This is a genomic window from Streptomyces sp. NPDC058773 (assembly GCF_042746015.1).
Taxonomy (GTDB): Bacteria; Actinomycetota; Actinomycetes; order Streptomycetales; family Streptomycetaceae; genus Streptomyces.
In genome coordinates this window covers 38,901-63,093 of the sequence record NZ_JBHYPE010000038.1, presented here as the reverse complement: position 1 = coordinate 63,093, position 24,193 = coordinate 38,901, and the positions used below count along the sequence as shown (strand labels likewise).

Here is a 24,193-nt window from a genome sequence, read left to right as displayed (position 1 = left end):
GTGCGGGGGAGTGGTCCGGGGCGGTCAGCGGTGCAGCCGCCGGGCGGCGATCCGCCAGACGCTGCGCAGCCCCGACGCGACCCGCAGCGACAGCGCCCCGCCGGTCGTCGCATACGGCTGCACCAGCAGCAGCACATGGCGGCGGCTGGGCAGCACCCGGCGCCGCAGCCCCGGCCCGAGGGCCCGCAGCGCCGCCCGGAAGCCCGCCCCGTCCGCGCAGCTGACCTGCGCCATCAGATCCCAGGGCTCGGGGTCGGCGTGGTGCCGGCCGTCCCGCTCCACCAGCGCGCCCAGATCCAGCACGATCTCGGCGGTCCAGCAGGCCTCCGCACCGCCCGCCGCCGGGGCCGGGGTGAGCGCGGCGGTGTGCACCGGGCCGCGCCGGTCGTCCCGGCGCCGCCGCAGCTCGATGTCGATGCTCTCCGGCCCGGCCGCGGCCAGCCGCCCGTACAGATCGTGCACCCGCAGCCGCAGCACCCCGGGGCTGCTGACCGCCGGCTCCGCGTCTATGGTCACCGGCAGCCGGTGCATCGGCTTGGTGCCGATCGCGTCCAGCTCCACCTCCGGCAGGTCCCCGGACCACACCGCGCGCCCGCCGGACTCCGCGTACGGCGGCAGCAGCCGGCCGGGCCGGGCCGCCAGCTGCGTCAGCCGCCCCAGGTCCCGCGGCGCCGGCGAGGCCAGCACCACCCGCGCCAGCCAGCGCGCCGGGGCCCGCGCCGCCCGCAGATCCGGCTCCTCGAAACCGGCCAGATACGCCCGGGTCAGCCGCCACCACTCCGCGCGGTAGTCGGCGCCGCGGGTGTGCAGCTCACGGACGTACATCCGCAGATCGTGGTCGAGGAACTTGGTCCGCGCGGCGTGCGCCAGCGCCGGCTGCCCCGCTTCCTGGAAGATCTCCACACTCGCGCGGTGCGCCGCGATCCGCGCCTGCCAGTTGGCGACATCCGTGCGGTCCAGCGAGATCGACTGCCGCGCGGCCGCGCGGCGCACGTGCCAGACGTACACCTGGTCGGGAATGGTCGCGATCCGCGGGGCGGCGGCCAGCACCCGCGCGGTGAACACGAAGTCCTCATAGGTGAAACGGCCCTCGGGGAACGCGATGGCGTGCTTGTCGAGAAATGCCCGCTCATAGAGCTTGTTGACACACAGCGTGTCCCGGACCAGCTGCGGGCTGGCCTCGGGGGACTCGTGCACCGCCCGCTCGCGGTAGAGGGCCGGCTGCCAGGCGACGTCGCGGTGCGCGGGCAGCTCCCGGCGGACACACGCCCCGGCCGCGACCGGGGCGTCGTGCTCCAGGGCCGCGGCCAGCAGCGCGCGGGCCGCGCCCGGCGGCAGCACGTCGTCGCTGTCGAGGAACATCACGAACCGCCCGGTGGCGGCGCGCAGTCCGTCGTTGCGGGGCGTGCCGCAGCCGCCGCTGTTCTCGTCACGGTGGAGGACCCTCAGCCGCGGTTCGGTACGGGCCAATGCGTCCAGGGCGGCGCCGGTGCCGTCGGTGGAGGCGTCGTTCACCGCGATCACTTCGGTGACCGTTTCGCCGGGGGTCCCCTGCGCGAGTGCGGAACGTACCGCATCGCCGACATGGCCGACGTCGTTGAAGGCAATGACGACGATGCTGACCTGCGCGGATGGCGTGATGGTGGGCCCCGGCAGTGGCTCAAGGGCTTCTTTCACAGTCACTGAAATTCACATTTCGTGTCGACAGCATCTCTTGGCGCGAGCGGGAATTCCGAACCCATTTCCGATGATTCAGAGGGCGAAATCCGTCGCGCGGTTGCACCCGTCGCTCCGCTTTTCCGCCCTCTTGCCGTCTTCTTGCCGGGCGGGAACCGGGCTCGGGGTGTGCCGGGCCCGTGAGGACACCTGCACATGCTGTAACGACGCGAACGCCGCCGGATGCCGATCCGCACACCATCATCTTGCGGCGGACCGGCGCCGGTCACCGCTCCATCAGATCCGCGACCCGGCCCGCCGCGCCCCCGTCGTCCCGGTGACAGAAGGCCTCCCGGAAATCCGCGTACGCCTCCGCGCCCGCCGCCGTGATCGCCGTCAAGTCGCCCAGGGCGTCGATCAGTTCACCGGTCGAACCGAGCAGCGGCCCCGGCACCCGCGCCTCGAAGTCGAGGGTGAAGCCCCGCAGGGTGTCGCGGTAGTGCGCCAGATCGGGCGTCAGGAACAGCATCGGACGGCCGGTGTTGGCGAAGTCGACGGCCAGCGACGAGTAGTCGGTGACCAGCACATCCGCCGCCAGCAGCAGCTCGGTGGCGTCCGGATGGGCCGACACGTCCAGCGCGAACGGCGCATGGTGGGCCGGCAGCCGGTCCGCCACCAGCGGATGGCCGCGGACCAGCAGGACATGATCGTCGGCCAGTTCCTTCCGGGCCAGCTCCAGATCGAGCGGCAGGTGCAGCCGGTGGTGGCCCGCGTCGTAGGCCAGATCGTCCCGCGGCGTCGGCGCGTACAGCACGGCCTTCCGGCCCGGCTCGATGCCCAGCCGTTCGCGCACCGCGGCCGCCGTCCGCTCCCGGTCCGGCGCGAACAGCGCGTCGGTGCGCGGCAGTCCGGTCTCCAGCAGCCGGCCCGAGTAGCCCAGTGCGGAGCGCAGCACCGGAGTGCTGTGCGCGTTGGGCGACAGCAGCACGCTCCACTGCCGGCTCACCCGCGGCCGCGGCGCCAGATGGGCCAGCCCCGCGCACAGCGTCCCGGCCAGGTCGGCGCCGATCCGCTTGAGCGGGGTCCCGTGCCACGTCTGGATGATCCGCTGGCCGCCCCGGCGGGTGAACCACCGCGGCAGATGCGTGTTGGTGACCACCCAGCGGCTGTGCGCCAGCGCCCCGTGCCACTCGGCGCTGCCCACCAGCACCGCACGGGCCGTCTCCGGCACCACGGTCTGCGCGTCGCGCACCGCCCACAGATGCTCGGCCGCCATGCCCCGGCGGACCAGCTCCTCGTGCACCGCCCGCGGCGAATCCCCGTACGCCCGGCCGCCGAAGCTGCTGTAGAGGACGGTGTCGCGCAGCGGACGGGAGCGGTGCAGCGGGTAGTGCTGCTCGCGCAGCATCCGGCGGCGGTACGGACCGCGGTCCGTGGCGGGCAGCGCGGGCCCCGCCACCACCAGCGCCTCGTCGTGCCGGTGCCGGTCCAGCGTGAACGGCTTGCCGCGGACCGTACGGGAGGCCGGCAGCCCGTCGAGGACGGACGGGGCGCAGCGCACCGGGGCGTCCAACGGCGAGCCGGGCGCGCCCCGTTCGCGCAGATGCAGCGTCCAGCGGCCCTCGCGCAGCGGCAGGGGCCCGGCCGGTGAGGGCAGCGCGCCCAGCGGCAGCGTGCCGTGGAACCGGCCTTCGTCGTGGGTGGTGGGGAAGGCCAGCTCGGTGGCGTGCGTGCTGTGTTTGAGGACCAGTTCGGTGTGGTGCGGCGCGGCGGCCGGCAGCCCGCCGGACAGCAGCAGGGCGCCGTCCGCGCGCCACGTCAGCCGGTCCAGGTACGGCTGCGGGACCCGGTCGTGCAGGGCGAGTTGCCCGGCCGGGGTGCCGGCCACCACCAGCTCCCGGCCGTGCGGCAGCGGATACGGCACCGGCGTCAGCTCCGGGGCGCAGGCGACCGGGTCGGTGCCGCCGCCGGGCAGCACCAGCTCCGCCGCCCAGCTCTCGGTGTGCGCCGGCGGCACGGCCCGGGGCGCGCCGTCCCGGGCGGGGCGGGCGGCGGCGAGGGCGTCGAGCCGGACCCGGAAGGTGTGCGTGGGCGGGGAGGAGACGCCCGCACCGTCCGCGGCCGCCGCCCCGGGCGCCGTTTCCCCGGGCCCGGCCGCCTCCGGCAGCCCCGTCTCCACCGGGAACGACACCACCGTGCCCGTCCCCTGATGGGTCAGCCGCAGCGCCGTGGGCGGCGGGCCCGGCGCGGTGACCGTCAGCGCCAGGTCACCGGCCGCCGCGGCACCGTGCCCGGCCAGCCGCCGGGCACCGCGCCCCACCGACAGCCGCAGTCGCCCACCCGCGTACCAGGGCGTGAGCCGCAACCCGCCGTCCGCGCCGGCCACCTCGTGGGAGCGCGGCGCGGCGCCCGAACCGGCGTCCGGTGCCGACAGCGCCCCGGCCCCCACCACACCCGCCGACACCAGCAGCACCCCCACCGACCAGTCGCCCTCCTCCCAGCGCCCGCCCCGGCGCAGCCGGGCCGGATCGAGCCGCAGCTCGAAGCCCGACCAGTCGTAACAGTGCAGCTCCTGCCCGGACTCGACGGTCGCCGCCGGCATCGCGACGGTGCGCAGCGGCAGCAGCACCCGGCGCCGCCCGCACGACAGCACCGCCGTCCTGAGATAGCGGTGCCGGGCCGCGGCGTCCAGATTGCGCAGATAGGCGTAGCCGCGCAGCACCAGCACCCCGTCCCGCCACACCGCCTCCTTGACCCGGGCCACGACGGGGAAGTCGGCGCGGTCCAGCCGGGTCACGCCCGTCGGCAGCTCCAGCGGCGGCGTCAGCGGCAGCACCGCGCGCTTGCGCAACGGCGGCCCGGCGACGGTGAACCCGGCCGGATTACGGGCCTCGTGGGTGAGCAGCGCCAGCAGATCCGCCAGCCGCCCGGCCCGGATCAGATACCACCGCATCCGCAGCTCCACCGGGAGCGTGCGGAACAGCGTCGGGTCCACCCCGGACAGGAAGTTGCGGGCGCAGTCCAGGAACGCGGTCCGGCACTCCGGGGCCGCCCCCGGCAGCGCCTCGACCAGGTCCAGCAGCCCCTCGGTGAGCTGTGCACGGTCGTAGTCCCGCCGGTGCCCGCGCAGCCCGTCCCGCGCCGGATCGGCCAGGAAGCGCCGGATGCCGGCCACCGCCGCGAACCGGTCCCGTACGGCACGGGCACTCAGCCGCCGGTGCCGGGCGGGCCCCTCCGGCAGCCGCCGGTAACAGACGTGCTCGTGCAGCACATCGACCGCGCCGGCCAGGAAGAACGCGGGCAGCGTCACCGCCGCGTCATGGCACCACTCGCCCTCCGGGAACGCGAGGGCGTGCCGGTCCCAGAAGGCGCGGCGGAAGACCTTGTTGCGGGCCCCGTGGTCGGACAGCAGGGAGAGGTCGTCGCCGATACGGAGGCGCAGCGCGGTCCCGCGGTCCGCCGGATGCTGCGCGGACTGACTGCGGCCGGCCGCGCCCAGCCGGTACACGTTCCCGGTCGCCAGATCCGACCCCGACCGGTCCAGCAGGCCGACCAGATCCTCGTACGCGCGCGGCAGCAGCACATCCTCCTCGGCGTCCAGGAACGCCAGGTAGCCGGTGTGCGGATAGGCCTGCCGGGCACCGGTGTTGCGGACCGCGCCGCAGCCGGGCTCCGGGGCGCCGCCGGAGTGGTGCACGATCCGGAAGCGCGGATCGCGTGCCGCGAAGCGCCGGGCGAGCGCGGCGGGCGAACCGGGGGCCGGCTCCGCGGCGGAGGCGTCACCGCGCCCCGCCGCGGGCGGGCCGTCCACCAGCACCACATCCAGCTCGGTCAGCGTCTGGGCCGCGACCGACTCCAGGCACTCCTCCACATTCCGCTCGGACCCCTCGCTGCGATGGACCGGGACGACGACGGTGAGCCGTGGCTTCATACGCGGACCAAGCCTTTCCGGACTGGCGATGCACAAGACCGGTCCGTTCAACTCGCCCACGGCGGCACGGTCACCGGATCTGCGCTGAAAGGGTGAGACACATCGTCGACAGTGCGTGTCCGCGTCATTACGCTCGGTGTGCGAAGTCGGCGCGCCGTAGCGCCGGGCCGCGCCCGATGCCGTAGACCCGTTGCACAGCTTCACGACGCCCCGCGCCGTGTCTCCCCAGGGAAGGTGACCGCGTCCCGATGCCCGGCCGAACCGACAGCTCCGCCGCCACCGACAGCCCCGACGCCGGGCCCCCCGGCAGCGCCCCCCGGGCCGCCCGCCCCGCGCCCTCCGCGGGCACCGCCCCGTCCGCCTCCACCGCGCGGCTGCCGGCCGAGCCGGCGCGCGGCGGCCCGGCCCGGCTGCTGCCCGCCCGGACCCCGTTCCGCAGCCAGCTCCGGCGGATCGGCCGCGGACGCGTCCTGGAGGTCGGCTGCGGAACCGGCGACACCCTCGCCGGCTGCGCGCCCGGCAGCGTCGGCGTGGACCACGACCCGCGGTCCGTGGCCCGCTGCCGGGAACGCGGACTGACCGCCTACACGGCCGACGCCTTCCTCGCGAGCCCGCACGCCCGCCCCGGCGCCTTCGACGCGCTGCTGACCGCACACGTGCTGGAGCACCTCGACGACGAACAGGTCGAAGGGCTGCTGCGGGCCTATGTGCCGTACGTACGGCCTGGCGGCGGGGTGCTGCTGATCACCGCCCAGGAAGCCGGACACCGGGCCGGCCCCACCCCGGTGCGCTTCACCGATTTCCCGCTGCTGCGCGCCTTCGCCGAATCCGCTGGACTCGCGGTCCGGCGGACGTACTCCCACCCGCTGCCCCGCCCGGCCGGGATGCTGCTGCGCCGCAATGTGTTCGTCCTGCTGGGGCAGGTGCCGCGGTAGGCCGGGTCCGCGGGGCCGCCGGTGCGCGGGCCGGGGCGGACGCGGCGGTCCCAAGCTCCCGGCCCGCGCGGGCGGTCAGCGCGTACGGGCCCGCTTCCGGGCGTTCCGGACGGCCCGGGTGACGACCGGCGGCAGCACGTCCAGGGCGACCCGGCGCAGCGTGCCGCGGGCCGGGCGCGGGCCCGGACGGGACGCCTGCGGCGCACGGGCCGCGGGCCGCTGCGGGGAACGGACACCCGTGGACCGGTACCGGGAGACCGGATGGGCCGGCTCCTTGGCGCCCTTCGCGCTCAGCCGGACCAGCGGGGCGTCATTGACGTACTGCACCTCGTGCCAGATGTCGCCGCGGGCCTCGATCCACTCCACCAGCGCCTGCTGGAGCGGCTCGGGATCGCCCCAGGTCCCGTAGAACTTGGTGCCGGTGATGCAGATGGGGCGCAGCCCCTCGTTGGTGACGGCCTGCCAGGTCGCGGCGGCCACTCCCGGACAGTGCTCCGCGCGGTAGTCGTCCATCACCACGACGCCGTGATCCGTCAGCAGTTTGCGCACCGCCCGGATGTCGCCGTGCACATGCTCGTACAGATGCGAGGCGTCGATGTGCGCGAAGCGCACCGAACCCTCCTCGACATGGTCACCGACGATCGAGCTCAGCCCCTGCAGGATGTCCGGCAACTCCTCTTGGAACGCCAGGTAGTTCGCCTCGAACGCCCGGCGCGTCAGCGTCGCGTAGGACTTCTTCATCTCCTGCGAGTTGGAGGCGTCCTCGGCGGGCGAATCGAAGAGATCGCAGACCGTGAAGCGCTCGCCGGTCCGCTGCCGCGCACCGAGGAAGATGGCGCTCTTGCCCATGTACGCGCCCAGTTCGAGCAGATCACCCGGCTCCGCACGGTCCTGCTGGTGCCTGAGGAACCAGTCGAAGAGCAGCTGGTCCGCGGTGAAGAACCAGCCCTTCACCTCGGACAGCCGGGTGGGGCGCGGGAGTTGTTCGGCACTCTGGTCTGCGATGGGGGCAGTCATGTGCGGTCCGTCTCCAGACGGTCGGGAGCATGGGGCGTAAGACGACACGTGCGTGGGGGGAGCTGCGGTATGTGCCGGCGCTGTTGCCGTGGATGTACGGAAAACGGGGACGGCTCCGCCGCCCGCCGTGGTGCGTCTCCGTGTCTGCTGTGGTGCATCTCTGCTGTGGTGCATCTCTGCAGTTGTGGGCGCGCCCGGCGCCGCGACCACCGCGCGGCGGCGCGCCCCTGTGGGGCCGGCGCGCCGTGCCCCGGCCCACGGGACACACGGGCGCCGCCCGGGCCGTCGGCATGACGAAGCCCGGTCGCACCATGCACCGCACGGCGGCGACGGCATCGTAGGCGCAGCAAAGTGAACGGGAGATGGCGTGCCGCCCGGCGGCACCGCCCCCGGGCGGATCACTTCACCGCGCCGGCCATCACACCCGAGACGAACTGGCGCTGGAAGGCGAAGAAGACGATCAGCGGCACCACCATCGACAGAAACGCGCCGGGCGCCAGCACATCGATGTTGTTGCCGAACTGGCGCACCTCCTGCTGCAGGGCGACCGTCACCGGCGGATGGCCGCTGTCCGCGAAGATCAGCGCGACCAGCATGTCGTTCCACACCCACAGGAACTGGAAGATCGCCAGCGAGGCGATCGCCGGCCCGCCCAGCGGCAGCACCACCCGGGCGAACAGCCGCAGCTCACCCGCCCCGTCCAGCCGTCCAGCCTCCAGCAGCTCACGAGGGATCTCCGCGAAGAAATTCCGCAGCAGGAAGACCGCGAACGGCAGCCCGAACGCCGTGTGGAACAGCACCACCCCGGCCGTCGTCTCGAACAGCCCCACCGCGCCGAACAGCTTCGCCACCGGGATCAGCGCCACCTGCACGGGCACCACCAGCAGCCCCACCACGACCAGGAACCAGCCGTCCCGGCCGGGAAAGTCCATACAGGCGAACGCGTAACCGGCCAGCGACCCGATGACCACCACCAGCACCGTCGCCGGCACCGTGATCTCCGCCGTGGTCAGCAGCGACCCCATCACCTTGCCGTTCGCCAGCAGCCGGCTGTAGTTGTCGAACGTCAGCTGCGCCGGCTCGGCGAACACCCGCCACCAGCCGGACTCCGCGCTCTGCCGCGGACCGCGCAGCGACGACAACAGCAGCCCCACCGACGGCATCAGCCAGAACAGCGCCACCAGCACCAGAAAGACCCGCACCGCGCCGCCGCCCGCCCGCGCCACGATCCGCCCGGGCAGCGGCCGCCGGGCCCGTACACCACCGGTGGCGCCGCGCCGGGCCGCCCCGCCACCGTCCGCCACGGCACCGTCCACGGTCGTCATCGGCGACGCTCCTTCCGCAGACGCCGGAGATTCACGTACATCACCGGCAGCACGAGCAACAGCAGGAACACGGCGATCGCGCTGCCCAGCCCCTCGTCGACATCCGTGCCGAACGACGACTGGAAGAGCTGCAACGCCAGCACATTCGCCGACCGGAGGCTGGAGCCCGGCGCGATGATGTACACCAGGTCGAAGATCTTCAGCACATTGATCATGAGGGTGACCAGCACCACGACCAGCACCGGCGCCAGCAGCGGCACCGTGATCCGGCGGAAGACCTGCCACTCACCCGCGCCGTCCACCCGCGCGGCCTCCAGCAGCTCCCGCGGCACCCCCGCCAGCCCCGCCGCGATCAGCACCATCGCGAAACCCGCCCACATCCACACGTAGCAGCCGATGATCGCCGGGGTCACCAGCGCCGGACCGAGCCAGTCGACCCCGCGATAGGCCTCGGCGAAGTTCGCCGCCGGCAGCCGCAGCCGGGCACCGTCCGCCACCCCGGCCGGCAGCGCGAAACCGCCGTCCGCCGCCGTCGTGGCCGAGGCCACCACCCGGCCGCCCCGGACCGCCTCCACCCGCAGACCGGCCAGCGCCTTCTCGTTGCCGTCGATCACCTCCGGCCGGCCCCCGCCACCCCGGGTGAAGTCCAGCCACACGGTGCCGGTGACCAGACCCGGCCGCGGCCGGGCGGCGGCGGCCGGCCGCGCCCCGCGCACGTCGTCCGGCTGCACGGCTACCAGCGGCAGCAGCACCGGCGACCCCGCCCGGACCACCGAAGTGGTGGTGAACGCACCGCCCCCGGACGGCCGCAGCACGGCCCGCGGCCGCGGCTTGGCACCGGGGAACGGCGCCGGCTCGGCGAAGGTGTCATGCACACCGACCCACGCCGCGTTCGCCACCCCGCGCTCCGGCGCCTGGTCGTAGACCAGCCGGAAGATGATCCCGGCCGCCAGCATCGAGATCGCCATCGGCATGAACACGATCAGCTTGAATGCGGTGCCCCACCGCACCCGCTCGGTCAGCACCGCGAAGACCAGCCCCAGCGCCGTCGAAACCGTCGGCGCCACCACGACCCACACCACGTTGTTCCGCAGCGCCGTACGGATGCCCTCGTCCGAGAACAGCGCCCCGTAGTTGTCCAGCCCCACGAACCCGTCACCGGACGCGTCGAACAGACTGCGGCCCACGGAGAACACGATCGGATAGCCCACCAGCGCACCGAGCAGCAGCAACGCCGGCAGGAGGAACACCGCGGCCAACCAGGGGCGGGCGCCGGGCGCGCGGCGACGGGCGGGGCCTGATGAACGTCCGCGGCCGGTGGGTGGTGGCTGTCGGCGGCTTGCGGCCGGTGGCTGCCGGCGGCCGGTGGCCGGTGCCCGTACGTGGCCGCTCCCGCCACTCCCTCCGCGGCGCCGGCCGCCGGCCCCGCTGCCCCCTACCTCGCTCATGGTGACGAACCCCCGGTCCCGGTCGAGGCGGTCGGCGTCAGTGCCTGGTCAGTGCCTGGTCGGTGCCTGGTCGGTGCCTGGTCGGCGCCGTCGGTGCCTGAGCGACGGTCAGTGCTTGAACGACGCGGCGGCGTCCTTCTCCAACTGCGCCTGCGTACCCGCCACATCCTTCGGCTGCTTCAGGAAGTCCTGCAGGTCCTTCCACTCGCCCTGGCCCGGCTTGCCGCCGAACGAGGCGGGCGCCTGATCGGACATGTCGAAACGGAAGTCATCGCCCGCCGCGACCAGCGCCTTGGCGATCTCCCGCAGCACCCCGTCCGCATACGCCGCCTGATCGAGCTCCTTGTTGGGCGAGATGAACCCGCCCGCCTGCGCCCAGATCTTCGCGGCGTCCGTCGACGCCAGGAACGTCAGCAACGCCTGCGCGGCCTTGGAGTCCTTGAGCGCCACCGCCACATCCCCGCCGGTCACCACCGGCGGCCTGGCACCCACCGCCGGGAACGGGAAGACCTTGGCATCCGTCCCCACCTTCGCCTTGGTCTGGGCGATGTTGGCGGCGGCGAAGTCGGCCGACGAGACCATCGCCGCCTTCGGGGTGTCACCGCCGGTGAACGTCTGGGTCACCGACGTCGGGAAATCCGTCTGCAGCGCACCGGAGTTGCCGCCCGCCAGCAGATCCTTGCGTCCGAAGAGCTGCCCGAGCGTGGTCAGCGCCCGCTTGACCGTCGGGTCGGTCCACTTGATCCTGTGCTGCGCCAGCTGGTCGTACTTCTCCGGGCCCGCCTGCGACAGGTACACGTTCTCGAACCAGTCGGTCAGCGTCCAGCCGTCCGCACCGCCCACCGACACCGGCTCCACACCCGACTCGGCGAGCGTCTGCGCCACCGTGACGAACTCCCGCCAGCTCTTCGGCTCCTTGACCCCGGCGTTGTCGAACGCCTGGGCGTTGTACCAGACCAGCGACTTGTTGCCGGCCTTGAAGTAGACGCCGTACGCGGTGCCCTTGTGGGCGCCGAGATCCCGCCACCCCTTCGCGTAATTCTTGGCGAGCTGCGCCTTGGCCCCCGCCCCGAGCGGCGTGAGCCACCCCTTCTCCGCGAACTCGTTCAGCACACCCACCTGTTGAAGCATCGCGACATCCGGCGGACCGCCCCCGGCGATCTTGGAGCCGACGAACCCCGCCATGTCGTCACCGCTGGGCACGAAGTCGACCGCGGCACCGGTCCGCTTCTCGAACTCGTCCAGCACCTTGCTGAAGTTCTCCCGCTCCGGCCCCGTCCACACGGCCGTGACCTGAAGCTTCTCCCCCTTGAGCGAGGGCAGCCGCACAGTAGGAGCCGTTCCGCCCCCCTTGCTGCCGCCGCCTCCCCCCTTCGCCCCACCACTGCTGCCGCAGGCCGCGAGGCTCACGGCGAGCGCCGCTGCCACCACCGCGGCCCCGGCCCGCCCAACCCCACGCTCACGTCCTCCACCCATCCCCATAGCCCCCAATCCCTACGCCTGCCACATCGGACCGCAAGCCCCACCGGCCGTGCCCTGCCCCGGCACCCGGGACGGGCGGCGACGCCTTCGCTATGCCGTCGGCGCCGTACCGTGCCGTGCGGTCGGCGCGGTACGTGCGGTGTACGCGGTGTGTGCGGTGTCGTCCTGCGGTGCGGTGTCGCGCCATGCGTGCCGTGCCGTTTGTGCGCGCCGGGCGGTGCCGCCGCCGTGGCGCTGTGCGGCAGCGCGTCATGCGATCCGATGCTTCGCACGCCGCGCTGCGAGGCGATGCGGCGCTCCGTACGCCGCGGCATACAGCTGCATACCGACGTACAGCGACGTGCCCGGAGTACAGCGACGTGCCCGGTGATCTGCGACGTGCCCGGTGAACTGCGTGCGTGCGGCGCCGTGCCTAGTGCGATGCCCTGTGCGGCGTCATGCCCGGCGCCGTACAGCGCCATGTAGATGTGCGGCCATTCGGTGTGCGACAGTCCTACGCCCTGGGCCCGGGGTCCGCAATACCGCCTCCCGCGCCAGCCGGGCTTTCGTGACGGGCCTGTTATGGGCGGACGGGCCTCATCAGCGGCGGGGCACCCCTGGCACCTCCGGCGCCCCGGGTGCCCCGCCGCCCCCTACGACTTGGCGGCCCGCTGCAGTGCGCTGGCCAGGAGTGCCAGGTCCGTCGGGCCGTTGCCCAGTTCGCGGAGCGGACGGCGGGCCGGAGGGTCGCCCATGCGCTGCCACTCCAGCGGGACGACCGTGGGCCGGAGGGTGGACGTACGGGGTATCCGGCCCGTGACCCGGCTCGCCTGGAACGGTGTCGAGGAGCCGTCCGCCGCGCGGTACAGCCGGCCGCGGCCCGTGGGGACCGGCTCGGACGGGTCGGCGGTGGCGCCCAACTGGACGCGCAGACCGGACTGTTCGCTGGCCGCGGTCTCCGCCGTACGGTCCGGATGGCCGGTCGTGGCTATCAGGTGCACGCCGAGCGCCACCCCGTCGCGGGCCACCGACTCCAGGGCGCGCACCACGGAGCCGGCGGCGGGGCGGCCCGTGCTGCCCAGGGCCGGGGCGACCAGTGCGTCGAAGTCGTCGACCAGGACGAACAGGCGGGGCATCGGCGCCGCGGGCTCCTGGGCGGTGTCCTCGGCGGGGGCTCCGCTGCGGGCGCGGAGGCGGAGGGTGCCGGTCGTTGAGGGGTCCGCCGGTGTGCCGCTGTCCTCCTCCTTGTTACGGCAACGATTACGGAGAGTGATTGGTTCCTGCTCTCCGTAACCCTCGGTGGAGCGACGTGGGGCGGCGATCCGCGGGGCCGGAAGGTGCTTGCTGCGCCATTCGGCGAAGGGGGTGCCGGCGAGTATCTCCGCGCGGCGCTTCAGTTCCGAGGACAGCGCCTGGGCGAACTCCCGCATCCGCACCGGGTCCGAGGCGGCGAGATACGTCGTGACGTGCGGCAGGTCCGTGCACACCCGCAGCCCCTCGCCGCGTTCGCTGCCGCCGCCGCCGTCCACCAGCACCAGCGACAGCAGGTCCGGGCGGTCGGCGGCGGCCAGTGAGGCGGCCAGTGAACGCAGCAGCTCGGTCTTGCCGGTGGCCGCGGCGCCCTCCAGGAGGAGGTGCGAGCCGTCGGCGGCGAGGTCGGCGCACAGCGGGCCGTGCGGTCCGGCGCCGAGCACCGCGGCGGCGCCGGACCGGTCGGTGTCCAGGGCGGCGGCCCAACGGGCCATCAGGGACGCCGGGGTGGCGCGGGCCAGCCCCAACTCGTCCAGCAGCCGCGACGATTCGGGCAGCGGGACGGCCACCCGCGCCGCGCCGCCCGCCGCGGCCGTCGCCTCGGTCTCGCGCAGCGGCGCCAGCGCCCGCGCGAACCGTTCGGCCCAGGCGCCGGAGACCGCGTCCACCGTCGCGACCGTGCCGTTGGGCCCCGAGCCCGGCTGGACGACGCGCAGCGCCGTGGCGACGTCGCCGCTGAGCACCGCCACCGCCCCGCACTCCCCGAAGGCGGGCGACGCGGCCCGGGCCGCTTCGTACGTCGCGGCCAGCGGAAAGGTGGGCGAGGCGGCCGGGGTCTCGGCCAGGCACAGCAGATGGATACCGGCCGCCGCACCGGCCGTGGCCAGCCTGGCGGTGGTCTCGCGCAGCGCGGAGCCGCCGGGGTCGCCGTCCACGATCACGACGGTGTACGGGCCCCGGTGGCGGGCCGCGGCGGCGGCGATCTCGGCGCGCTCGGCGTCCGCCCAGCCGGGGCCGAGCGGGCTGTCGTCGAGCCGCCGCACCAGCTCGGACGTACGGGCCTCGGCCTGGTCCTGGTCGTAGGCGAGCAGCAGCCGGCAGTCCTGGCCGCGCTCCGGGCGGACCTGCGGCAGCCAGCCGAGCCAGGACCAGTCCGCCACCCGCTCCTCGGCCGGGCGGGCCCGGTCCGCGCTGATCAGCACGATGTCGAGGGTGGCGGGGGAGTGCAGGGCGGCGAGCTGGGCGAGGGCGCTGCGGGCCAGTCCGGTCAGCCGTGCCCGCGGCCCGGCGAGGCCGAGGGAGCCGGCCCGGCGCAGCTCGACGGTGACCGGCTGTGCGGTCCGGCCGCCGCCGCGGGCGGCGGTGCCCAGCCGGACGGTCAGTGCGTCGGGGTGGTCCGGTCCGCGCTCCCAGAGCCGCGGTCCGGGGCCGAGTGCGGTGAGCAGGATCGCGGCGGCGTCCGGCCAGCGTTCCTCGGCGGCGGGCCCGGCGAGCGGCTCCGCGCCGCGGGCGCCGTCCGGGACGTCCGCACGGGCTGTCGCGGGGTCGCCGACGGCCACGTACTCCGCCGCGGGGCCCTCGTCCGGCCGTTCCACGGCGGGCCGTCCGCCGGCCAGCCGTCGAGCCCAGGCCCCGATGCCGCCCCGCCGCCCGCCCTTACGGGGGGCCTCGTCGGCCGGTGCCAGTGCCTGCTGTCCGCCGTGCGTCCGGTGCTGCGCGGTGTCCGGGAAGCCGTCGGCGGGTTCGCGGACACCGGGTCCCCAGCCGGCTGACGGGGAGCGGCCGTCGGTGGTGCGGTCGTAGACGTGGCCGGTGGAGGTGTCGGGGAAGGGGGCGCCGGCCGTACGGGGGGAGGTATCGGGGAACGGTGCCCCGGCCGGGCCGGGGGACCCGTCGGGACCGGGAGCCGTCGCCCCGTATCCGGCCGGGGTGCCGCGCAGCGGCGTGTCCCGGCGGCCCGGCGCGGTCGCTTCCCGGGCGGACACCGACGCGGCCCCGGACACGGTCGCTTCCCGGGCGGACGGCGCAGCCGCCGCAGGCGCGCCCGCGCCGTCGGTCACCCGGTCGTACGCCCCCGCTCCGGTATCCGCCCCGGCCCCCGTATAGGCGCCACCCATGGCGGCCGTGGCGCCGTGCGGGCCCGCCGTCCCGTCCGCGCCGTGCTCCGCCGACCGTCCCGCCGGGGCCGCGGCGGAGCCGGCCGCCCCCGGGGTGATCCGCAGATTGCCCTCGCCGTCGGGGGTGGTGGGCAGGGCGGGGTCCGGGGTGCCGGGCGCGGACTGGAGGCGCAGGGCGGATTCGCCGAGGCGCAGGAGCGTGCCGGGGCGTAGCGGCGCGGGCTGTTCGCCGAGGTCGGTGCCGTCCACGACGGTGCCGTTCGTGGAGCGCAGGTCGGCGACGGAGACCGAGCCGTCCGGTTGGACGGTGACGGCGCAGTGCAGCCGTGAGACATCGGGGTCGTCGAGGGGGACGTCGGCGTCGGCGGAGCGGCCGATGCGGATCTGGCCGCCGTGCAGCAGATGCACGCCGCCGGCGTCCGGGCCGGAGATGACGCGGAGCCGGGCGGAGCCGTGCGGCAGGCCGTGGGCCGGCGCGGGCCCGGGGGTCTGGAGGGAGAGCACCGCGCCGTCGATCAGCGGGGGCTCGCCGATCGCGGCGCGCTGGGGGTCGAGCCGTTCGGTCCCGGCATACAGGACGACGGGGCCGCTGCCGCCCGTGCCGCCGACATCCGCACCCGAGCCCGCCACGGAGGCGGCGAGCGAGCCGGCCACCGCCGCCAGCGCGGTCCCGGAAGGGGCCGTCACCAGCACATCGCAGGCCCGTGTGGTGTGGCCGCTGCGCGGCCCGAGGACGGTCAGCCGGATCTGCATCGCCGTCAACGGTCCCTTCTGCCGGGATCCGGCCGGGGGCCCGCTCGTCCCCCCACCACACCCGAGCACGTCGGCACGTACAAGTCCCAGGCGCACCACGCGACAAGGACCGCGCCGCCCCCACCACATCGTGCAGGGTGCATCCTCGCACCTGCCACTGACAGTGCGCCCGTCGACCGCCGTTTCGTGATCTTGATTGGTCTTCTAAGGGCGAAAAAGTGCCTGCTTGCGCGCCGTGCCCGGCCGGATTTCGACCGCCGTGGTCAGCTCGGACGGCGCCCGGCCGGACGGCGCGGGGCACGGTCCGCGCCGTCCGGCCGGGGCACGCAACCATCCGTCCCGAACCCGCGTCTTTCCCACGAGCCCGCCCTGGGCCGCCGGACCGAAAAGCTTGTGCGACGGCACTACAGTGGGTCGGACGGGCCGCGCCGAGTCGATCAGCTGACCGGGCGGGCCGGGCAAGGGAACCACCACGACCAGGGAGCGCATGACGTGCGGCCGGTAGGCAGCAAGTACCTGCTCGAGGAGCCGCTGGGACGCGGTGCCACGGGCACCGTCTGGCGTGCCCGCCAGCGGGAGACGGCGGGCGCCGAGGCCGCCGTGGCAGGAGAGCCCGGTGAGACGGTCGCGATCAAGGTCCTCAAGGAGGAGCTGGCGCACGACGCGGACGTGGTGATGCGCTTCCTGCGGGAGCGCTCCGTCCTGCTGCGGCTCACCCACCCGAACATCGTCCGGACCCGCGACCTCGTCGTCGAGGGCGATCTGCTCGCCCTGGTCATGGACCTGGTCGACGGCCCCGACCTGCACCGCTACCTGCGGGACAACGGGCCTTTCAGCCCGGTGGCCGCCGCGCTGCTGACCGCCCAGATCGCCGACGCGCTGGCCGCCAGCCACGCCGACGGGGTGGTCCACCGCGACCTGAAGCCCGCCAACGTCCTGCTGGCCGGCTCGGACGGCAGCAGCGAGATGCACCCGATGCTGACCGACTTCGGCATCGCCCGTCTCGCCGACTCCCCGGGCCTGACCCGCACCCATGAGTTCGTCGGTACCCCCGCCTACGTGGCCCCGGAGTCCGCCGAGGGCCGCCCGCAGACCTCCGCGGTGGACATCTACGGCGCCGGCATCCTGCTGTACGAGCTGGTCACCGGCCGTCCGCCGTTCGCCGGCTCGACCGCGCTGGAGGTGCTGCACCGGCACCTCAGCGAGGAGCCGCAGCGTCCCGCCACGCTGCCCGAGCCGCTGTGGACGGTGATAGAGCGCTGTCTGCGCAAGCGGCCCGAGGAGCGGCCCAGCGCCGAGAGCCTCGCCCGTGCGCTGCGCACCGTCGCGGCCGGTATCGGGGTGCACGCCCGCCCCGAGGAGGCCGAGGCCGCGCTCGGCGTCGCCGCGCTGCTCGTCTCCGACCCCGCGCCCGCAACGGTCCCCGGGACCGGTGCCGACGGCGGCCAGGCCGGCGGAGGCGACGCCGACCCCACCCAGGTGCTCCCCTCGGGCGCCGGTTCGTACGACCCGGCGGCGGCGACCAGCGTGCTGCCGTCCACGGGCGGCCCGGCCGGACCGGGCGCCCCCGGTGGGCAGGGAGATCCGACGCGGGCCATGCCGCCGATGCCGATGGGCACACCGGCCGGCGGTCCGCAGGGGCCCGACGGGCCGCACCCGTGGGAGTCCCAGCTGCGGGCCGCCCGCGACCGCAACGAGCAGACCCAGGTGCAGTACCTGGACCCCAGCGAGGATCCGCTGCGCCGCCGTCCGCAGCGCCAGGCCGCGCCCCAGCAGCCGCCGCAGCGCCCGCAGCAGCCCCAGTACCGTCAGCAGCCCGCTCCGTACGCCCAGCAGCAGCCGCAGGCGCCCCAGCGGCGCCGGGAGCCGCCGCCGCAGCGCTACGAGCCGCAGCGGCCGCCCGCCCCGGAACCCCGGCCCCGGCGCGAGCCGCGGCAGCGCAGCGCCAACCCGATGAAGATCCCCGGCCTGGGCTGTCTCAAGGGCTGTCTGTTCACGCTGATACTGCTGTTCGTGGCGGCCTGGCTGATCTGGGAGCTGACCCCGCTCCAGGAGTGGATCGGTACGACGAGGGGCTTCTTCGCGCAGCTCGGGGAGATCTACCGCGGCGTGGAGAGCTTTGTGCGGAGTCTCGGCCGCTGACGCCCGCCGCCCGCGCGCTCCCCGGCCGCGGGCGGCCGCCGTTTCTGCCGGGCCGTCACCCCTCGCGCCTGCTCTACGGCTCACCCGGTGGATTTGTCGACTTCCGGCGGAGAATTTCGCTCACAGAAGTGAAGGTTGCCACCGTCCGGGGCATTGAACCCCCTGGCACCCGCGTAGCTTTGACGCCAACCTCAGCCCCTGCAGGACGCTCGGGGGCCCGACACGTCGGAGCAGTTTTGGCACGGAAGATCGGCAGCCGGTACACCGCCCACCAGATCCTGGGACGGGGCAGTGCCGGCACGGTATGGCTGGGCGAGGGTCCCGAAGGGGCCGTGGCCATCAAGCTGTTGCGTGAGGAGCTCGCGTCCGACCAGGAGCTCGTCGGCCGCTTCGTACAGGAGCGGGCGGCCCTGCTGGGCCTGGACCATCCCCATGTGGTCGGCGTCCGCGACCTCGTCGTCGACGGCAACGACCTGGCGCTCGTCATGGAGCTGGTGCGCGGCACCGACCTGCGTACCCGTCTGGAGCGCGAACGCCGGCTGGCCCCGGAGGCCGCCGTCGCCATCGTCGCCGATGTGGCCGACGGGCTCGCCGCCGCGCACGCCGCCCGGATCGTGCACCGCGACGTCAAGCCCGAGAACGTCCTGCTGGACATGCAGGGCCCGCTCGGCCCCGGTGGCGCGCACCCCGCGCTGCTCACCGACTTCGGCATCGCCCGGCTCGTCGACATCCCGCGCCGCGCCCTCTCCCAGCCGCCGGCCGGGGGCAGCACCGTCCCGCTCCGCTCGGCAAAGGTCATCGGGACCCCCGACTACCTCGCCCCGGAGATCATCGAGGGGCTGCCGCCGCGCGCCTCGGTGGACGTCTACGCGCTGGCGACCGTCCTGTACGAGCTGCTCGCCGGGTTCACGCCCTTCGGGGGCGGGCACCCCGGGGCGGTGCTGCGCCGCCATGTGACCGAGAGCGTGGCGCCGCTGCCCGGCATCCCCGACGAGCTGTGGCAGCTGCTGCTCCAGTGCCTGGCCAAGGCCCCGGCCTCCCGGCTGCGCGCCCCGGAGCTCGCCGCCCGGCTGCGGGAGCTGCTGCCCGGCCTGGCGGGCATGCCGCCGCTGGACATCGACGAGCCGGACGACGAGGAGCCGGAGGGCGAGCAGGAAGCCGCGGGGGGCCGCGACGAGCCGTATTACCCGTCGGCGGCACCGGCCGAGGCCACCCCGCCGCGCGGCGCGGTCCCGTTGGTGCAGGGCGCGGTCCCGGACTCCAACCGGGAGACGCACACCAGCATGCGCGTTCCGGGCCCGGACGAGCTGGCGGGCGGCGCCCATGGCACCGCCCGCGCCCCGCGCGCCGCCGGTGAGCGCCGGGCGGGCTCGGCCCGGCACCGCGCGTCCGCCGAGACGGTGCGCCGCCGCCGGGTCAAGCTGGGCGCGGCCGCCGCCGCGGCGCTCGTGGCGGCCGGTCTGGGCGGCTGGCTGGCCTCCGGCGACGACGAGCCGGGCGACGGCACCCCGGGCGTCCATCAGTCGGAGCCGGACACCCCGTGACAATCCCCGGGCGGGCAGGGGCCGCGCCGGCCCGCCGACCGGTGTACGGGCCGCCGCGGACCCGGTGCGGGCGGCTTCCGGCGGGTCCGGGCCGCCGGGGCCGGGTCACGCTGACGGTGGCAGCCGTTAGGCTGGGTGCGTGGCAGTCGTCGATGTATCCGAAGAGCTGAAGTCCCTCTCCTCGACCATGGGGTCGATCGAGGCCGTCCTGGACCTCGACACGATGAGGGCCGATGTCGCCGTGCTCGAGGAGCAGGCCGCGGCCCCGTCCCTGTGGGACGACCCGGAGAACGCACAGAAGATCACCAGCCGGCTGTCCTACCTCCAGGGCCAGCTGCGCAAGGCCGAGGACCTGCGGGGCAGGGTCGACGACCTCGAGGTGCTCTTCGAGCTCGCCGAGGCCGAGGGCGACGAGGACGCCAGGTCGGAGGCCGAGGAGGAGCTGGCCGCCGTCCGCAAGGCGGTCGACGAGCTGGAGGTCCGCACCCTCCTGTCCGGCGAGTACGACTCCCGTGAGGCGGTCGTCAACATCCGCGCCGAGGCCGGTGGTGTCGACGCCGCCGACTTCGCCGAGAAGCTCCAGCGGATGTATCTGCGCTGGGCCGAGCGGCACGGCTACAAGACCGAGCTCTACGAGACCTCGTACGCGGAAGAGGCCGGCATCAAGTCGACCACGTTCGCGGTCAACGTCCCGTACGCGTACGGCACCCTCTCCGTCGAGCAGGGTACGCACCGCCTGGTGCGGATCTCGCCGTTCGACAACCAGGGCCGCCGCCAGACGTCGTTCGCCGGTGTCGAGGTGCTGCCCGTGGTCGAGCAGACCGACCACATCGACATCGACGAGTCCGAGCTGCGGGTGGACGTCTACCGTTCGTCCGGCCCCGGCGGCCAGGGCGTCAACACCACCGACTCCGCGGTCCGGCTGACGCACCTCCCCACCGGCATCGTCGTCTCCTGCCAGAACGAGCGCTCGCAGATCCAGAACAAGGCGACCGCGATGAACGTCCTCCAGGCCAAGCTCCTTGAGCGCCGCCGCCAGGAGGAGCAGGCCAAGATGGACGCGCTCAAGGGCGACGGCGGCAATTCCTGGGGCAACCAGATGCGTTCGTACGTCCTGCACCCCTACCAGATGGTCAAGGACCTGCGGACCGAGTTCGAGGTCGGTAACCCCACCGCTGTTCTGGACGGCGACATCGACGGCTTCCTGGAGGCCGGAATCCGCTGGCGCAAGCAGCAGGAGAAGTAACGGGCCCGCCCGTCCGAAGCGGAAACAACTGCCTCCCTCGTGGAGGCAGTTGTTTTTGCTGTGGGGGTTTGGTCACAGTCGTATGTCCATGTACCGCCCAACTCTCGGTAATTCGGGCATCGGGACTTTAATCGACCTTGACGATGGTGGCTGAACTGGGAAGGCTGAGCGCGGCATGCGTATGTCTGGGGCGCGTGCATCAACGGGGGATTGAGCGGCCGGCCCGCAGTGCGGCGCCGAGGCTCGCGCACCCCCATCGGCCCGCCGCCCCGTGCAACGGTGCTCCATTGACAGTTCGGCTACTGGGGGTAGCAGTACATGACGAAGAAGACGCGGCTGCGCGTGGCGCGCATTGCGGCCGGTGCGGTGATTGCGGCCGGTGCGTCGCTCACCGCGGCCGGCGCGGCTTCCGCGGCCAGCCCGGGTGAGACCGCGGGCCAGGACGGCGGCATCATCGGCGGCATTATCGGCGGGATCATCGGCGGCGGCGACTCGGGTGGCGAGTCCACCGGTGCCACCGACGGCGGCGAGACCACCGGTCAGGTCGGCGGTGACACCACCGGCGGTGAGATCGGCGGTGACGACGGCACCGGCGGTATCGGCGGTGACGACTCCACCGGCGGTATCGGCGGTGACGACTCCACCGGCGGCATCGGTGGCGACGACTCCACCGGCGGTACCGGCAGCACGACCGGTGGTGACGAGACCACCGGCGGCACGGGCAGCACCACCGGCGGCGACGAGACCACCGGCGGCACGGGCAGCACCACCGGCGGCGACGAGACCACCGGCGGTACCGGCAGCACGACCGGTGGTGACGAGACCACCGGCGGCACGGGCAGCACCACCGGCGGCGAGGAGACCTCCGGTGGCAACGGCACCGGTGGCCACAACTCCGGTGGCACCGGCAACGGTGGCACCAGCGACGGTGGCAGCTCCATCGGTGACACCGACGGCACCGGCCCCGACAACGAGGGCTCCAAGCCGGTCGAGCAGCCCGGTCAGGGCAAGGAGCAGATCGCTGACACCCCCGGCCAGGCCAAGCAGCAGGCCAAGGGTGGCGAGCTGGCGGAGACCGGTTCCTCCGGTACCACCTTCCTGCTCATCGGTGCGGCGACGATGATCGCGGGCGGTGTGGGCTTCCGTATGCTGCCCCGCCTGATCAACAAGAACGGCGGCGCCGCGGCGGCCTGACGCCTGGCGGTACAGCTGTGAGGGGCCCGGGGCGCGAAAGCGTCCCGGGCCCCTCGGCGTCCGCGCTCCCACGGCCCGCCGGGGAAGCTCTGACCGGTCTCAGACGAGCTGGTGGAGCAGCGCACCCACCGCGATCAGCAGGATCATCAGTGCCACCAGCACGGCCGGGCTGAGCTGGGCGAATATCCCGCCCGCCTGCTGCTGAAGCCGTTCTCTGCTGGCCCGGCACACGGGGCAGCGGCCCTCGCTCACAGGGGCCGCGCAGTTGGCGCACACCAGTCGGTCGTACGTCATGCGACCTCCTTCTCCACTGCACCAACGCACCGGAAGGCACATTGGTTCCCTCCTCCACTGTGCCAGCTCCTCGCCGGAACGGCGCGCCCCGCGGGATTGTGCGCCCTTTTGTCCCGTAGCTGCCGTGAATAAACGCACCAACCGCCCACGGCGACTGCGCCGTCCCGCGAGGTTCGCGTATGGTCACGCACACCGACGGGCGCCGCAACTCGGCAACCCGTGCCCCTATCCAGGTCGACCGTGGTGCATCTGTGATCCGATTCGACAACGTCTCCAAGACCTACCCGAAGCAGAACCGCCCTGCGCTCAGGGATGTCTCGCTCGAGATCGAGCGCGGCGAGTTCGTCTTCCTGGTGGGCTCCTCGGGCTCCGGCAAGTCCACCTTCCTGCGGCTGCTGCTGCGCGAGGAGCGGGCGAGCCATGGCCACGTGCACGTTCTGGGCAAGGACCTCGGCAAGCTCTCCAACTGGAAGGTCCCGCAGATGCGGCGCCAGGTGGGGACGGTCTTCCAGGACTTCCGGCTGCTTCCCAACAAGACCGTGGGGGAGAACGTCGCCTTCGCCCTGGAGGTGATCGGCAAACCGCGGGGCCAGATCCGCAAGACGGTTCCCGAGGTCCTCGAACTCGTCGGCCTCGGCGGCAAGGAGGACCGGATGCCGGGTGAGCTCTCCGGTGGTGAGCAGCAGCGCGTCGCCATCGCGCGGGCCTTCGTCAACCGCCCGATGCTGCTCATCGCGGACGAACCCACCGGCAATCTCGACCCGCAGACCTCGGTCGGCATCATGAAGCTGCTGGACCGGATCAACCGGACCGGTACGACGGTGGTCATGGCCACCCACGACCAGCAGATCGTCGACCAGATGCGCAAGCGGGTCATGGAACTCGAGAAGGGCCGGCTCGTACGCGACCAGTCGCGCGGCGTGTACGGCTACCAGCACTGAAAGGACGCCATGCGCGCCCAGTTCGTCCTGTCGGAGATCGGAGTCGGTCTCCGCAGAAACCTCACGATGACCTTTGCCGTCATCGTCTCCGTGGCCCTCTCGCTCGGTCTGTTCGGCGCCTCGCTGCTGATGCGCGACCAGGTCAGCACCATGAAGGGCTACTGGTACGACAAGGTCAACGTCTCCATCTTCTTCTGCAACAAGAACGACGCCGAGACCGGCGCCAACTGCGCCAAGGGCGCGGCCACCCAGCAGCAGAAGAACGACATCAAGGCGGAGCTGGACCGGCTGCCGATCGTGCAGAAGGTGACGTACGAGTCCAGCGACCAGGCCTACAAGCACTACAAGGAGCAGTTCGGTGACACCCCCGTCGCCGGGCTGGTGACGCCGGACCAGCTGCCGGAGTCCTACCGCGTCAAGCTCAAGGACCCGACGAAGTTCACGGTGATCAAGTCGGCGTTCTCCGAGCGGCCCGGCGTGATGGAGGTGCAGGACCAACGGGACACCGTTGAGCCGCTGTTCAACCTCCTCAACGGCATGAACATCGCCGCGCTGGTCGTGATGGGGCTGATGCTGGTCGTTGCGCTGATGCTGATCGTCAACACCGTGCGGGTGTCGGCGTTCAGCAGGCGGCGGGAGACCGGGATCATGCGGCTGGTGGGAGCGTCCAGCTTCTACATCCAGATGCCGTTCATCCTGGAGGCCGCCATCGCGGGCCTGCTCGGCGCCGCGTTCGCCTGTGTGCTGATCGTCGGCGGCAAGTACATCCTCGTCAACAACTGGCTGGCGAAGAAGATCCAGGTGATCAACTTCATCGGCTGGGACTCGGTGGTGACGGTCCTCCCGCTGGTCCTCCTCATCGGGCTGCTGATGCCCGCGCTCGCCGCGTTCTTCGCGTTGCGCAAGTACCTCAAGGTGTGAGCTTTGCCAAGGGGCGC

Annotated in this window: 15 protein-coding genes; 7 read left to right on the top strand and 8 right to left on the bottom strand. The window is 73.5% G+C overall.

Features of this window, described 5'->3' with window-relative positions:
* Positions 1 to 24 precede the first annotated feature (24 nt).
* Entirely contained in the window at positions 25 to 1,677 is a 1,653-nt protein-coding gene (locus tag ACFW5B_RS27150) for a glycosyltransferase family 2 protein (RefSeq protein WP_386444818.1), read from the bottom strand.
* A 265-nt stretch (positions 1,678 to 1,942) separates the two neighbouring features.
* Positions 1,943 to 5,587 (bottom strand): CDP-glycerol glycerophosphotransferase family protein, encoded by a 3,645-nt coding sequence (locus ACFW5B_RS27145; protein ID WP_386444788.1) that lies wholly within the window; start codon positions 5,585 to 5,587, stop codon positions 1,943 to 1,945.
* Positions 5,588 to 5,835: 248 nt separating this feature from the next.
* Here ACFW5B_RS27145 and ACFW5B_RS27140 point away from each other — a divergent pair, with 248 nt between their 5' ends.
* A complete protein-coding gene (locus ACFW5B_RS27140; RefSeq protein ID WP_386444785.1) occupies positions 5,836 to 6,522 on the top strand; it encodes a class I SAM-dependent methyltransferase in 687 nt (228 codons plus the stop codon).
* A 75-nt stretch (positions 6,523 to 6,597) separates the two neighbouring features.
* On the opposite strand, the gene ACFW5B_RS27135 is transcribed toward ACFW5B_RS27140, so the two are convergent.
* The 5 genes from ACFW5B_RS27135 to ACFW5B_RS27115 form a co-directional block, all read right to left on the bottom strand.
* A complete protein-coding gene (locus tag ACFW5B_RS27135; protein WP_386444782.1) occupies positions 6,598 to 7,539 on the bottom strand; it encodes a class I SAM-dependent methyltransferase in 942 nt (313 codons plus the stop codon).
* Between the two features lie 398 nt (positions 7,540 to 7,937).
* Positions 7,938 to 8,864 carry a carbohydrate ABC transporter permease gene (locus ACFW5B_RS27130; RefSeq protein ID WP_386444779.1) on the bottom strand — a complete coding sequence of 309 codons (927 nt, stop codon included), beginning with the start codon at positions 8,862 to 8,864 and terminating at the stop codon, positions 7,938 to 7,940.
* Positions 8,861 to 10,114 carry a carbohydrate ABC transporter permease gene (locus ACFW5B_RS27125; RefSeq protein WP_386444776.1) on the bottom strand — a complete coding sequence of 418 codons (1,254 nt, stop codon included), beginning with the start codon at positions 10,112 to 10,114 and terminating at the stop codon, positions 8,861 to 8,863. Before ACFW5B_RS27125 ends, ACFW5B_RS27130 begins: the two co-directional genes overlap by 4 nt.
* Positions 10,115 to 10,420: 306 nt before the next feature.
* A complete protein-coding gene (locus ACFW5B_RS27120; protein WP_386444815.1) occupies positions 10,421 to 11,788 on the bottom strand; it encodes an ABC transporter substrate-binding protein in 1,368 nt (455 codons plus the stop codon).
* Between the two features lie 638 nt (positions 11,789 to 12,426).
* A complete protein-coding gene (locus ACFW5B_RS27115; RefSeq protein ID WP_386444812.1) occupies positions 12,427 to 15,894 on the bottom strand; it encodes an FHA domain-containing protein in 3,468 nt (1,155 codons plus the stop codon).
* A 492-nt stretch (positions 15,895 to 16,386) separates the two neighbouring features.
* Between ACFW5B_RS27115 and ACFW5B_RS27110 the strand changes: the two genes are divergently transcribed.
* From ACFW5B_RS27110 to ACFW5B_RS27095, 4 genes are all read left to right on the top strand, one after another.
* Complete coding sequence (locus ACFW5B_RS27110; RefSeq protein ID WP_386444773.1) at positions 16,387 to 18,036, top strand: serine/threonine-protein kinase; 1,650 nt, start codon at positions 16,387 to 16,389, stop codon at positions 18,034 to 18,036.
* Between the two features lie 236 nt (positions 18,037 to 18,272).
* Positions 18,273 to 19,580, top strand: a complete 1,308-nt coding sequence (locus ACFW5B_RS27105; protein ID WP_386444770.1) for a serine/threonine-protein kinase — start codon at positions 18,273 to 18,275, stop codon at positions 19,578 to 19,580.
* Between the two features lie 139 nt (positions 19,581 to 19,719).
* The gene (gene prfB / locus ACFW5B_RS27100) at positions 19,720 to 20,826 is read left to right on the top strand and encodes a peptide chain release factor 2 (protein ID WP_386444764.1); all 1,107 of its coding nucleotides are present in this window, start codon (positions 19,720 to 19,722) and stop codon (positions 20,824 to 20,826) included.
* A gap of 318 nt (positions 20,827 to 21,144) precedes the next feature.
* A complete protein-coding gene (locus tag ACFW5B_RS27095) occupies positions 21,145 to 22,020 on the top strand; it encodes a hypothetical protein (protein WP_386444762.1) in 876 nt (291 codons plus the stop codon).
* A gap of 99 nt (positions 22,021 to 22,119) precedes the next feature.
* Here the strand turns inward: ACFW5B_RS27095 and ACFW5B_RS27090 are convergent, their stop codons facing one another.
* Positions 22,120 to 22,314, bottom strand: coding sequence for a hypothetical protein (locus ACFW5B_RS27090; protein ID WP_386444760.1), 195 nt, complete (start codon positions 22,312 to 22,314; stop codon positions 22,120 to 22,122).
* A 251-nt stretch (positions 22,315 to 22,565) separates the two neighbouring features.
* On the opposite strand from ACFW5B_RS27090, the gene ftsE reads away from it, so the two are divergent.
* A complete protein-coding gene (gene ftsE, locus ACFW5B_RS27085) occupies positions 22,566 to 23,255 on the top strand; it encodes a cell division ATP-binding protein FtsE (RefSeq protein ID WP_018091242.1) in 690 nt (229 codons plus the stop codon).
* Between the two features lie 9 nt (positions 23,256 to 23,264).
* Positions 23,265 to 24,176, top strand: a complete 912-nt coding sequence (gene ftsX, locus ACFW5B_RS27080; RefSeq protein WP_386444757.1) for a permease-like cell division protein FtsX — start codon at positions 23,265 to 23,267, stop codon at positions 24,174 to 24,176.
* The last annotated feature ends 17 nt before the right edge of the window (positions 24,177 to 24,193 follow it).